The sequence below is a fragment of the Vibrio sp. Isolate33 genome (genome assembly GCF_022397895.1).
Lineage (GTDB): Bacteria > Pseudomonadota > Gammaproteobacteria > Enterobacterales > Vibrionaceae > Vibrio > Vibrio pomeroyi.
Window position 1 is genome coordinate 291,911 of record NZ_JAKEUP010000001.1, and the last position, 13,374, is coordinate 305,284.

10 protein-coding genes are annotated in these 13,374 nt (G+C 43.8%); 5 read left to right on the forward strand and 5 right to left on the reverse strand.

Annotated features, from left to right (window positions below; all coding sequences use genetic code 11):
- Positions 1 to 18 precede the first annotated feature (18 nt).
- Positions 19 to 642 carry an XRE family transcriptional regulator gene (locus tag L1D37_RS01250; protein WP_017105927.1) on the reverse strand — a complete coding sequence of 208 codons (624 nt, stop codon included), beginning with the start codon at positions 640 to 642 and terminating at the stop codon, positions 19 to 21.
- A 440-nt stretch (positions 643 to 1,082) separates the two neighbouring features.
- Here L1D37_RS01250 and L1D37_RS01255 point away from each other — a divergent pair, with 440 nt between their 5' ends.
- The 3 genes from L1D37_RS01255 (at position 1,083) to gcvP (ending at position 5,776) form a co-directional block, all read left to right on the forward strand.
- Positions 1,083 to 2,375, forward strand: a complete 1,293-nt coding sequence (locus L1D37_RS01255) for a serine hydroxymethyltransferase (RefSeq protein WP_017064653.1) — start codon at positions 1,083 to 1,085, stop codon at positions 2,373 to 2,375.
- 51 nt (positions 2,376 to 2,426) lie between these two features.
- Complete coding sequence (gene gcvH / locus L1D37_RS01260; protein WP_017072176.1) at positions 2,427 to 2,807, forward strand: glycine cleavage system protein GcvH; 381 nt, start codon at positions 2,427 to 2,429, stop codon at positions 2,805 to 2,807.
- Between the two features lie 89 nt (positions 2,808 to 2,896).
- Entirely contained in the window at positions 2,897 to 5,776 is a 2,880-nt protein-coding gene (gcvP, locus tag L1D37_RS01265) for an aminomethyl-transferring glycine dehydrogenase (protein WP_239846587.1), read from the forward strand.
- Positions 5,777 to 7,272: 1,496 nt separating this feature from the next.
- Here gcvP and L1D37_RS01270 read toward each other — a convergent pair.
- Complete coding sequence (locus tag L1D37_RS01270) at positions 7,273 to 8,031, reverse strand: hypothetical protein (RefSeq protein ID WP_239846588.1); 759 nt, start codon at positions 8,029 to 8,031, stop codon at positions 7,273 to 7,275.
- A 392-nt stretch (positions 8,032 to 8,423) separates the two neighbouring features.
- Here L1D37_RS01270 and L1D37_RS01275 point away from each other — a divergent pair, with 392 nt between their 5' ends.
- Complete coding sequence (locus L1D37_RS01275) at positions 8,424 to 9,806, forward strand: MATE family efflux transporter (RefSeq protein ID WP_239846589.1); 1,383 nt, start codon at positions 8,424 to 8,426, stop codon at positions 9,804 to 9,806.
- Positions 9,807 to 9,903: 97 nt separating this feature from the next.
- Here the strand turns inward: L1D37_RS01275 and L1D37_RS01280 are convergent, their stop codons facing one another.
- Together L1D37_RS01280 and L1D37_RS01285 are read right to left on the reverse strand one after the other, a co-directional pair.
- The gene (locus tag L1D37_RS01280) at positions 9,904 to 10,464 is read right to left on the reverse strand and encodes a type II secretion system protein (RefSeq protein ID WP_275665425.1); all 561 of its coding nucleotides are present in this window, start codon (positions 10,462 to 10,464) and stop codon (positions 9,904 to 9,906) included.
- Positions 10,465 to 10,760: 296 nt separating this feature from the next.
- A complete protein-coding gene (locus L1D37_RS01285; RefSeq protein ID WP_239846591.1) occupies positions 10,761 to 11,648 on the reverse strand; it encodes a LysR family transcriptional regulator in 888 nt (295 codons plus the stop codon).
- 153 nt (positions 11,649 to 11,801) lie between these two features.
- Between L1D37_RS01285 and L1D37_RS01290 the strand changes: the two genes are divergently transcribed.
- Positions 11,802 to 12,407 carry a short chain dehydrogenase gene (locus L1D37_RS01290; protein ID WP_239846592.1) on the forward strand — a complete coding sequence of 202 codons (606 nt, stop codon included), beginning with the start codon at positions 11,802 to 11,804 and terminating at the stop codon, positions 12,405 to 12,407.
- A gap of 103 nt (positions 12,408 to 12,510) precedes the next feature.
- On the opposite strand, the gene L1D37_RS01295 is transcribed toward L1D37_RS01290, so the two are convergent.
- Complete coding sequence (locus L1D37_RS01295; protein WP_239846593.1) at positions 12,511 to 13,137, reverse strand: LysE family translocator; 627 nt, start codon at positions 13,135 to 13,137, stop codon at positions 12,511 to 12,513.
- Positions 13,138 to 13,374 lie beyond the last annotated feature (237 nt).

Below are 13,374 nucleotides of genomic sequence, written 5' to 3' on the forward strand. Positions count from 1 at the left end.
AATTCTAATTTTGTTAACTTATTTTGCAGTCACCCACAAAATCAGCGCATCTTCTGCACTAGTAGAAATCAACATGTGGCCCATGTTGGCATCGTAATACATGCTGTCGCCTTCGCTCATAGGCACAGGTTCGTAGAATTCTGAGTAGAACATCACATCACCGGAGATAATCATTAAGAACTCTTCACCATCGTGACGAACCCAATCATTATATTCTTCAAAAGTACGCGCTCTTACGCGGCTTTTGAACGGCATCATCTTCTTATTAGAAAGCTCTGTCGCAAGCAGTTCATGCTCATAAGTCGGTGTCGGGTGAGGTTTGCCCTGGCCTGCCTTAGTTAAGTCACGACGTCCTGTTGCGACTTTTTTCCTTGGTGGTTCAAAGAGTTGAGGCATATCAATTTGCAAACCCATCGCTAATTTTTGCATAGCCTGAAAGGTTGGCGAGATTTGTTCATTCTCGATTTTGCTGAGCGTAGAACGCGCCAAGCCAGTTCTTTGGCTTGCTTCTTCTAGCGTGATCCCAAGCTTGCCGCGGATATCTTTAATACGCTGGCCAAGCCTAAGTGGTTCTATATTCTGGTCTAACGTTTCTTTCGCCAACGTTAAAGATGGGTACTCATCATAAATGTCTTCTGACATAGGTCCCTCATTATTTTCTTACTTCCTGTCTATTCATTTCATTGTTGCATGAAGCGCTTTGTTGATTAAAGAGCACACACAGAAATAAAGCGTGCTCCCTGTAGCAAAATGAGAAAAGTTGTTTCCTATTGGAAATTTTTGTTGAAAATTGATTTTATCGGAGCTATGTTATCGACTTGTTAGATGAAGAGATGCTACTTCAGCTTGTAGCAAATGATAGTTTTAACATTTGTAAGAGCTGTTTTTTACCCGAACTTTTGGGAACCAATTCGTGCTGCATTGACCCTACAACGATCGCTTAGACGCTGTAAGAGTATATTTAAAACGCAATTAACGTTTATCTGTACCTATATAGCGCAAACGATACCGATGCAGAAATCAACGTAAGACCTAATGGACTATAAAAACAATCACCATTAGCTTAATGAAAGGTCTCGACAATGAACGCTTACCAAAACCATAGCTTAGACAGTTTTTTCTCTACGAACCTATCTGCGACTGACGACGCAGTATTTGCTGGAATCCAAGCAGAGAACACTCGTCAAAACGAACAAATCGAACTTATTGCTTCTGAGAACATCGTTTCTAAAGCAGTAATGCAAGCTCAAGGCACCTGCCTAACCAACAAATACGCTGAAGGCTACCCAGGCCGTCGTTACTACGGTGGTTGTGAGCACGTAGATACAGTAGAAGCTATCGCAATCGAACGCGCTAAGCAGCTGTTCAAATGTGAATACGTAAACGTACAGCCTCACTCTGGCGCTCAAGCAAACGGCGCAGTTAAACTTGCCCTGCTTCAACCTGGCGACACTATCCTAGGTATGTCTCTTGACGCTGGTGGTCACCTTACACACGGTGCACGTCCTGCAATGTCTGGTAAATGGTTCAACGCAGTTCAATACGGCGTAGACCGCGACACTCTTGAAATCGATTACGAAGCGGTTCGCGCTTTAGCTATCGAAAGCCAACCTAAAATGATTATTGCTGGTGGTAGTGCTATTCCACGCGTTATTGATTTCGCTAAGTTCCGTGAAATCGCTGACGAAGTCGGCGCAATCCTAATGGTTGATATGGCACACATCGCGGGTCTTATCGCGACAGGTGCTCACCCTAGCCCACTACCACACGCACACGTTGTTACTACAACAACGCACAAAACACTTCGTGGCCCACGCGGCGGTATGATTCTGACGAACCACGAAGACATCAACAAAAAGATCAACTCTGCAGTGTTCCCTGGCCTACAAGGCGGCCCACTAATGCACGTTATCGCGGCTAAAGCAGTGGCGTTTGGCGAAGCACTTGGCCCAGAATTTAATACTTATATTGATTCAGTGATCGACAACGCAAAAGTTCTTGCTGAAGTGTTGCAAACTCGCGGTTGTGACATTGTGACTGGCGGAACAGACACGCACCTAATGCTGGTTGACCTTCGTCCTAAGGGCTTGAAAGGTAACGTAACTGAAGAAGCGTTAGAGCGTGCAGGGATCACATGTAACAAAAATGGTATACCATTCGATTCAGAGAAGCCTATGATTACTTCTGGCATTCGTTTAGGTACGCCAGCTGGAACCAGTCGTGGTTTTGGCACTGAAGAATTCAAACTTATCGGTGAATGGATCGGCGATGTACTTGATGGCTTAGTTGAAAGCCCTGAAGGCAACGCTGAAGTTGAGCAACGTGTTCGCAAGCAAGTTAAAGAGCTTTGCAAGCGCTTCCCTCTTTACCGTTAGACCGTTTTTAAGATTTAAATTAAAACCTCATAAATTTTTGGAGAATAAGCAATGGACAATACACTAAAGTTTGCAGACAGCCACGAGTGGGTAAAAGACAACGGTGACGGTACTGTAACTATCGGTATTTCTGAGCACGCTCAAGAGATGCTAGGTGACGTTGTGTTTGTTGACCTGCCTGACACTGACGACGAAATCGAAGCTGGCGAAAGCTTCTCTCTAGTTGAGTCAGTGAAAGCTGCTTCTGATATCTACGCACCAATCTCTGGCGAAATCGTAGAAATCAACGAAGAATTAGAAGATAGCCCAGAGCTAATCAACGAAGAACCTTATGAAGGTGGCTGGATTGTTAAAGTGAAGATGTCTGATGCGTCTGAACTAGACAACCTTAAAGATGCGGAAGAATACCTAAGCTCTATCGAAGAAGACTAATAGGTAACCTCATTACGATAAAGCTGCTCTTTTGAGCAGCTTAATTTTAGGGGCTAGCTCACGGCTCCAGAGAGAAAGTAGAACATATCATGACTGAATTACTTCAAAGCCAATTACTAAAAGACCTGGGTACTCAAAACGAGTTTGTTGCTCGTCATAACGGCCCAAATAAAGCAGACCAGCAAAAAATGCTTGAAGCGATCAACGCGACTAGCCTAGACGCACTGATCGACGAAACGGTTCCTGCACAAATCCGTCTTGAAAAACCAATGACACTTGCTGCGCCACTGAGCGAAATGGACATGCTGACCTCTCTTAAAGAGATCGCTAACCTAAACCAAGTGAAACGTACTTTCATTGGCCAAGGCTACTACAACACATTCACTCCAAACGTTATTCTACGTAACGTTTTAGAGAACCCAGGCTGGTACACAGCTTACACACCATACCAACCAGAGATTTCTCAAGGTCGCCTTGAAGCTCTACTAAATTACCAACAAATGGTAATGGACCTAACGGGTATGGAAATCGCAAACGCATCACTTCTTGATGAAGCGACAGCGGCTGGCGAAGCTATGACACTGTGTAAGCGTGCTGGCAAAAGCAAGAGCAAAGTATTCTTCGTTGCTGACGATGTTCACCCTCAAACACTAGAAGTTGTTAAAACTCGTGCTGAGTACATCGGTTTTGAAGTAATGGTTGGCGCTCTTGAAACACTTCCAGAGCAAGACGTATTTGGTGCGTTAGTTCAATACCCTGGCACAACAGGTGAAGTTCGTGACCTAACAGACATCATTGCGAAAGCTCAAGCAAACAAAACTCTAGTAACCGTTGCTACTGACCTACTCGCTTCTGCTCTACTTAAGCCAGCTGGCGAAATGGGCGCAGACGTAGTAATCGGTTCGGCGCAACGTTTCGGTGTTCCTATGGGTTACGGCGGTCCACACGCTGCATTCATGGGTACTCGTGAAAAGCATAAGCGTACAATGCCAGGTCGTGTCATCGGTGTTTCTATCGATACTCACGGTAACCAAGCGCTACGTATGGCAATGCAGACTCGTGAGCAACACATCCGCCGCGAGAAAGCGACATCGAACATCTGTACAGCTCAAGCACTTCTAGCAAACATGGCGTCTTTCTACGCGGTTTACCACGGTGCAGAAGGCCTACGTACTATCGCTCGTCGTACACACCACATGACAGCTATCCTAGCGGCAGGCCTGACTAAAGCGGGTTACGAGCTAACGAACAACAGCTTCTTCGATACGATCACAATCAACTCTGAAGAGAAGACAGATGCACTGTACGCGAAAGCGCAAGCAGCAGACATCAACTTACGCCTTCTTAAAGGTAAGATCGGCATCAGCTTAGACGAAACAACAACGATCGACGACGTGAATGCCCTATTCGCTATCTTCGACGTGAAAGAAGACGTTCAAGCACTATCTTCTGACATTGCATCAAACGAGTTTGCAGCAATTCCAGAAAACTGCCGTCGTGAATCAGAGTTCCTAACTCACCCAGTATTCAACACGCACCACAGCGAAACGCAAATGATGCGTTACCTAAAACAGCTTGAGAACAAAGACTTCTCACTAACGCACGGCATGATCCCACTGGGCAGCTGTACGATGAAGCTGAACGCTGCTGCTGAGATGATTCCAGTAACATGGCCTGAGTTTGGTTCAATTCACCCATTCGCACCTCTTGAGCAAGCAGCGGGTTACACTGCACTAGCGAAAGATCTTAAAGAGAAGCTATGTGAAATCACCGGTTACGACGATTTCTCACTACAACCAAACTCTGGTGCATCTGGTGAATACGCAGGTCTAATCGCGATTCAACGTTACCACGCAAGCCGCGGTGAAGGTCACCGTAACGTTTGTCTGATTCCAAGCTCTGCGCACGGTACTAACCCTGCTACAGCATCAATGGTTTCAATGAAGGTAGTAGTTGTTAAGTGTGATGAAGATGGCAACATCGACATGACAGACTTAGCTGCGAAAATCGAGAAGCACAAAGACAACCTATCAAGCATCATGATCACTTACCCTTCTACGCACGGCGTATACGAAGAGCAAGTGAAAGAAGTGTGTGAACAAGTACACGCAGCGGGCGGTCAGGTTTACCTAGACGGCGCGAACATGAACGCTCAAGTAGGTCTAACTTCACCTGGCTTCATTGGTTCAGACGTATCTCACTTGAACCTACACAAAACATTCTGTATCCCACACGGTGGTGGCGGTCCGGGTATGGGTCCAATCGGTGTTAAATCGCACCTAGCGCCTTTCCTACCAGGTCACATCGAAAACGGTGTACAAGGTTCTGACTACGCGGTATCAGCTGCGGATCTAGGTAGTGCTTCAATCCTACCTATCTCTTGGGCTTACATCGCAATGATGGGCGAACCTGGCCTAACAGACGCAACGAAAGTAGCGATTCTGAACGCGAACTATGTGATGGAAAAACTACGTCCTCACTACCCTGTTCTTTACCGTGGCACTAACGGCCGCGTAGCACACGAATGTATTATCGATATTCGTCCGCTTAAAGAAGATACAGGTATCAGCGAAGAAGATATTGCTAAGCGTCTAATGGACTTCGGTTTCCACGCGCCAACTATGTCTTTCCCAGTTGCTGGTACGCTAATGGTAGAGCCAACTGAATCAGAAGATTTAGAAGAGCTAGACCGTTTCTGTGAAGCGATGATCGCAATCCGTCACGAAATGGCAGCAGTGAAAGCGGGTGAATGGCCACTAGACAACAACCCTCTAGTAAACGCACCACACACACAAGTTGACCTTTCAGGCTCAGAATGGGATCGCCCTTACTCTCGCGAACTGGCTTGCTTCCCATCGAAAGCAACCAAGAACTCGAAGTACTGGCCTACTGTTAACCGTGTAGACAACGTATACGGCGACCGTAACCTAATCTGTTCTTGCCCAAGCATCGATAACTACGAAGACTAATTCGTAGCGGCGCTAAGCAGCGAAACATAACAAAAGGCGAACCAAATGGTTCGCCTTTTTGACATTCTAGATTTCAATTATTAACTAATCTAACTTTAGCGCTGAACTATACTAATAGGGTAATATATTGTTGCTAAACAAAAATAAGCTGAAAGCTGGCATAGAAGAATTACTCTGTAAGCTCTCATCGCACATCATTGCCATCATGCAATACATTGTTTTGATATTTATTTATAGTAGCAGTGACAACATCCCCGTGCCTCATATGCGATAACACGATTTCGCTACTTTGAGTAAATCTATGGCTAATTTTTATGGTATACGACTTAAATAGCCAGTTGAAAAAATTCTGGTAATATACAGCCTGTTCAAAATTACACCACCTGAGCCCATATGTACCTTTACTCCACGGAAATATACCAGAGTAACACCACACCCCCGATTCATTGATATAAATCTTTACGCTTCTAATGTTAAATATTTTTAGTATTATTCTAAATATATAAACTACTAAAAACGGTACAACCACAATCAGGATAAAACCATAGTATTCTTGAGGGAATAGCTTGAAAATCAAAGGAAAGTTATACACTATGACGCAAAGAATAACTAAAGTTAGTACCGGGTCTATATATGCAGTCCACGATTTTCTGAAAACGTAACTCCCTTCTAGAACATTACTATCCCTCACGGTGCACCCTCCTTTTAATTAAACCGTTATATTAAATGCTAATAATTTTTAAAGTTCGTTGTAATAATTTCATAGTTTTCGCGCTAAAAGTATTCGTGCATAGATTTAACCAATAAATATTCGACGTAACTCACTAATGTAGATAATAAATATGATCTACCAATAATCCAGTCTAGTAACCAAGATTGTCGTACATTTATTCGTTATGAGGTCGACGACAGGCATATCTAGTTTTATCTACGCAGAGGGATATTTGACTAATCGACATGATTTAAATACGCCAACCATGTCCTGCTCACCAGTTCCGTCGGTCGAAACACCCTTATTCTTGTGAACTTGGCTGTTTCCCATAAAAAGCAACAAAGAACTCGAAGTACTGGCCAACAGTTAACCGTGTAGACAACGTATACGGCGACCGTAACCTAATCTGTTCTTGCCCAAGCATCGATAACTACGAAGACTAATTCGTAGCGGCGCTAATCAGCGAAACATAACAAAAGGCGAACCAAACGGTTCGCCTTTTTGTTTTCTGAAATCTGAGGCAAACAAATGCATTGACCTTACCGTAAGGGAAAGGTTTAAGGTGAAATGAATCCAATGATGAATGAGGGAAAAACTATGGGATGTTGCAACAAAGCGCCAAAAGGTGGAGCCCCTCTTGGCCTGCTTCTAAAAGTCACGCTCGGGATTGGGTTATTTGTGTTTCTGTTGGCTTTGTGGCAGTAAGTTCAAAACAAAGAAGTGATTGTATGAACAAAGCAGAAAGCGCCAAGTTGATTTTGGCGCCATAGTCGTTTGTATACTTTTAAGTTAACGCGATTTTCTCTACCACTTTTAAAATAAATTTTCGCCCCTCTTCGGACTTAAATATATTGACCAACGTTTCCTTTATTTTTCCTTTGTTCAACTTCAACCACATTGATTTCGGATACTGAGGTGCATTATCACTAGCTTTATCTATAGCAGAACGCAATGCTTCTAACTTTGACTGAGAGATCTCACATTGTTCCTTAAGTTCATCAACTCGCTGATACAATTTCTCAAGATTCTGTTTTAGCAATATGATTTCGTCTTCAGAGAACTTTCGATTGGGTTCGACAACTTCGTGAGGAAAAATCGCTTCTAGTTGTTTATCTAACTCAACATCCGTGTGTTCTGGTTGGTTATAAATTGATAGTAACTCAACCTCAATATTGTTTACCCACACAGGCAATCGTTGGATAAAGCTAGTTAAATTAATGAACGAAATGGTATCCGTAGATTTTATAGAGCCTGGAGATTCAGTCGAGACATACTTGGTTCGTGTGACCGTTTTAGTATCAGGCTCCCCATAACGCGTGCCACCAATAGCTGCAATCATTTGGTCTGTTTCATTTTTATGCAACTGCAACGTTTCTTGGTATTCAACCTCTTCGAGTGAGATTTTAAACCCGTCATGATGCTTAAATTCAATCGAAACCAGCGCACCATATGAAGGGTATGTTATATCCACGTCTTCTAAGCTGAACTGTGTTTTACACAAAGCTTCCTCAATCTGAAGCCGATAAGTATTATTTACTTGCACGAGATTCTCCTAAAATATATCAGCCACTAGACCTAAAAACTGCGCATTTAAATACAGAATATTTTTATCTAGTTCTTTATGCCATCAATTGTACTAGCCTTTGCCTTTCCATAACAATGACTTATACCGTTGACTTAGTGATTAGCGTGGCAAATGTTGAATTTATCTTTCTAGTAATATCCCTAATAAATCATTAACTTACGTGCATTGATTCTCTGTTTTAAGGATCAGAACTTTTCCATATCTCTGAACTAGTGAAACTCTATAAATCCAATGCTTGACCCTATACGGTAAGGTGTTTATATTGTCGCCCGCCCAACGGGGCACATCCTAAAATGCACACCGGCCATCCTGCCATCATTCGTGTATTTATATTGGTGTTGTGAACTTCCATGCTAACGAAATTTCGTCCTTTTACTCGTGAATCGGGTGCGCTTATGCATCTTTCGGTTCCAATCATTTTGACTCAAATAGCGACCCAAGCGATGGGATTTGTCGATACGACAATGGCTGGCCAAGTAAGCCCTGCCGATCTCGCCGCTATTGCACTTGGCACTAGCCTTTGGATTCCTGTATTGCTGCTACTACGTGGCGTGATTATGGCGTTAACACCTGTTGTCGCTTACCACCGCGGCGCACGCGACTTTCAAAGTATCTCTGTTGAATTCTTCCAGATGGTTTGGTTGGCATTAATCGCGAGTGTGCTACTTATCGCTTACTTGGTGAGTGCGAAACCGATCTTAGAATGGATTGGCGTAGCCGCTGAGATAATTCCAATTGGCAGTGACTATGCGTTTGCCCTCGCCTTTGGTGTACCGGGTATTGCCCTGTTCTACACCTTGAACGGCTTCTGTGAAGGAATGAACAACACCAAAGTACCAATGATCATTTCTGTGGTTGGTTTGTTGGTGAATATTCCGGTCAACTACGTGCTTATTTACGGTAAGTTCGGCTTCCCTGAAATGGGCGCTGTGGGTTGTGGCTGGGCGACAAGCTTAGTGTATTGGCTAATGTCGGGAATGCTCTATTCCTACATTAAAGGTCATCACCACTACAAAACCATCATCAGCTTTGCTGACGCTAAACCAAAAGCAAAAGAGATGCTTCACCTTCTAAGGCTAGGTTTACCTATCGGTATGAACATCGCGGTATGTGGCAGCATCTTTGCGGTAATCGCATTGATGATTGGCCGTATTGGTGCAGAGAACGTGGCAGCCGCACAAATTGCACTTAACATTTCGAGCCTAACTTACGTGATTCCTATGAGTATCTCTTTTGGTATTACGATTCGTGTTGGGCACGCTTTGGGTGAAAAAGACGAACTTGGCGCGATTGAACGCAGTAAAGTCGGTATCCTGGTTGCAGCGTTGATTTCATTGCTTTCAGTGGCGATGTTCCTGCTGTTCCCTGAGTGGATCATTAGGCTTTACACAACCGACCCTACAATAAGCGCGACAGCAGCAGTATTGTTGACCTTTACAGCTATGTACCAATTCAGCGATGCATTGCAAACGTCTGCTAACGGTGCACTGCGTGGCTATAAAGACACTAAGATCCCGATGATCTTAGCTATCGCTTCATACTGGGGCTTAGCACTACCACTGGGCATGGTATTAGGCTTAACAGACCACATTGTTCCTGCAATGGGTGAAGAAGGCTTTTGGATTGGTATTCTGACGGGCTTGAGTGTGTCAGCGGCTCTGATGTTACTTCGTTTGCGATACGTGATTAAGAAGCGTGACTTGCCGCCAGCAGATGCAGCAATAGCAAACTAAGATAGACCATTAAGCTAATACAAAAAAGCGCGTTACTACCAATAGGTAATAACGCGCTTTTTTATTGAATTTCTACAAGTCAGTTAATGTGTTTGGGTTAACATTCGTCGTTCACTACACGAACGGTACATTCACAACCACCGACTGGACACTTGCTTGTGTCCTCACGGCCAAAAGAGTCATAAAGAACATAACAACCAGAAGGTAATGAATCGTCGGCTATGTGGTTTCTATCGAGGTCTGCTTGACTAAAGGGCTGAGTAAATCCCACTACCGTGTGTCTGTTGCCTAATTCAGAGATTATACTGTCATCGTCTGACAAGGTCAGGAAGTGGAGCATATTCAATTTATCACCAGATTCCCCCTCACTTTCAGGACATAGCGTTCCCCAGTCGACCTCAACTCGGCCGATACCGAAATCGATCACATAGTTACTTTGGTCATCTGGGTTTTCTGCACTAGGATTAAGCCCAGCAATAATAGCTTTCGAGGTTACTTGCGTGATCACCCCTTCCATTGCACCCGCAACACCTTCAAGTACTGCTTCTCTCGCTGACTCTTGGATATTAAGAAACCTCGGGGCTGCTGTCACAGCTAAAACACCGAGTATCACGATGACAACGATTAATTCCATTAACGTAAATCCGTTTTTCTTCATAACACCCACATCAGCTGACAACTTAAAGATTCAATAACTCAATGAATTATTGGTAACTATACATCGCGATTAGGATTCATAAAACTCCTCCCACTTCGCCTCAAATAGCCTATATGGGACGATTTATAGAACCTGCGCCTCACATCATTAACTGGAAGCGTTATCACATAAGGCATGAGCCGCTGTTATCCCGACAATACAACAACATAAACGAGAACAAGATACTGATAAAGTTTAGTCAATTTCTTTGAGCTAACGCATAAATGAAAATGGTGGTTAATTGGTGTTAGCGTTCTTCACGACTCCACTTCTAACAAAGAGGTGACCCATTTTTGTAGCGGATCATCGTTGTATCTTGGGTGCCATGCGGCTATCACATCAAAACTCTCTGGTGATTGTTCCATTGGGATTGTCACCAAATTCAAGCCCTCTATCGCTCTGGATGGTAGGAAGGCAATCGAGTCAGTGGTGTTTAGATACATGGGTACGATGGAGAAACACGGAGCAGACACTACCACATTGCGCTTTAAATCGAACTTCCCAAACCATTCGTCAATCGACCCTTTAAAGTTCGGGCGAGATGGTGAAGCGATGATCGTCGGATAACTCGCGACCTCTTCTAACGAAGGATTGGTTTGTGCGATAGAGGAATGAGGTGAAGTGACGCAAACATGGTGCTCTTCAAACAGCTTAATGACCTTATAGCTATCTGGAATATAATCAGGGAATGCGATAGCTAAATTGACCTTACCGCTTTCCATTAACTCGTGCAGATTATCGATTTCGAAATCACGCACAATCAGCTTTAATTCCGGTGCTTGCTCCCTTAGCTTTGCTATCAAGCTCGGTAAAATAATCTGCTGGGCATAATCTGTCGCCGCAATCACAAACGTTCCTTTTGCTTTCTCTGGCACAAAGTTGCTTTTTGATAACAGCAAATTAAAATCAATAAGCAGACGATCCACACCAACAGAAAGTTCTTGAGCAAATGTCGTTGGAACAAAACCATTGGTCTTCCTCACAAACAACCTATCGTCGAACACTTCACGCAGTTTCTTTAAATGCTCACTGACGGCTTGTTGAGTCATCCCTAATTGGTTGGCAGCTTTAGAAGCGTTCTCTTCACGTATTAGCGCTTGGAAAACCCTAAGTTGCTTTATGTCTAATCGATCTAATTTGCTCACACTCACCTACTTCCGTGAAATTGGATTCTGTATGAGTGTAACACTGCACAATAAAAACCAGTAACACTCACAAATAAGCTTTGTTTCTACTTGTTTAGTCATTTAGTTAAAGTTCCTCCATCGAAACGAAACACATACAGATCGGAGAAGAACATGAAAACAATCATTCTAATTGGTGCACGTGGCAAGATGGGTCAAGCAGCACTAATGGGCTTAGGCAATCACAAGGTAATCACAGCGGGTCGCTCTGGCGATGTCGACCATATTGTAGATATCACCGACCCACAGTCGATTGAAGCGCTTTACAAGAACGTGGGACACTTTGATGCGGTTGTGAACACCGTCGGCCTTTGCGAATACAACACCTTTGCAGATATGACAGAAGAACAGTGGATGACCACGGTAACGAGCAAAATGATGGGACAAATTAATCTTGTTCGCATCGGCCAAAAGTACATCGCTGACGGTGGTTCGTTTACGCTGATTAGCGGCATTTTGAATGTGAAGCCAATCCCTTACGCGATTGCAGACGCAACCACCAGCGGCGCGATTGATACTTTCGTAAAATGTGTCGCTTATGAGATGCCAAGAAACACACGCATCAATGTCATCAACCCGACCGTGCTCGCTGAAGCGTGGGATGTATATGGTGAAATGATGCCAGGTTTTGAACCCGTACCAAGCAAATTAGTCGGCAAAGCATTCGAGCGCTCAGTCGATGGCTTCCTTACTGGTGAAGTGATTTTTGTAGACGCTTAGATTTACAAACAAAACGCGAGCTATAACGAAGAAAGGCGAACCCATCGGTTCGCCTTTTTGTTTAATGAGTCGTGCTTAAAGAATCGAGCTCAACAAGCCATATCTATCGATTGATCGCCAAATATGAGCCAGCCGCAATCATTATTCCACCAGCACTTTGGTTTAATCTTTTATGTGCGCGTGGTGTTTTAAGCAAACTTGCCATTCTGCCCGCGCCCATTGCAATGATCATTAAACCGGACATCAAAGCAACGGCCGCTAAAACAGAAACCAAGACAATATCTTGTGAACGCAAAACCGTCAGATCAATAAAAGTCGGTAAGAATGAAATATAGAACAGAATCACTTTTGGGTTTGATGCCGAAATCAAAAAGCCTTGCGCGAAACTAGCAAGTTCTGATTTCTGGCTTTGTTTAGCCGCGAGCTCCGCTGTACCTTGCACTTCAGGCAGGCTCTTAAACATCTTGTAGCCTAAGTAAATCAGATAAGCGGCACCAACGTAGCGAATCACCTCAAAGGCCAATGCCCAGTTCTCAGCAATCGTCGCTAGACCAAAACAGGCAAGCGCCAAATAAATCAGATCACTGCAGATCACTCCTACAGAAAGAGAGATGCACTTTCGCCATCCATCGACCATACCACGAGCCAAAATCGCAAATACACCGGGCCCCGGAGTAATGCCAAATATAAACATGGCAATAAAGAATGTAACTGCGCCTTCTAATGACATTGGCTTGTCCTTACTTATAACCCAACATGATTGGTCACGAACGTATCATGGAGTTTCGATTCAGGTAAAGAGTGTTTTGGTTTACGAATATTCAAAAAGCTCATGTTTGAATAACTGTCACACGTAATTTCCCCACTAAACACACCTGTAAACCTAAATCTAGACCCGACGTATTTTTCGGTCAGACATAAAAAAGGCGAACCTAGTGGCTCGCCTCTGCAAAATATTGACTACGAA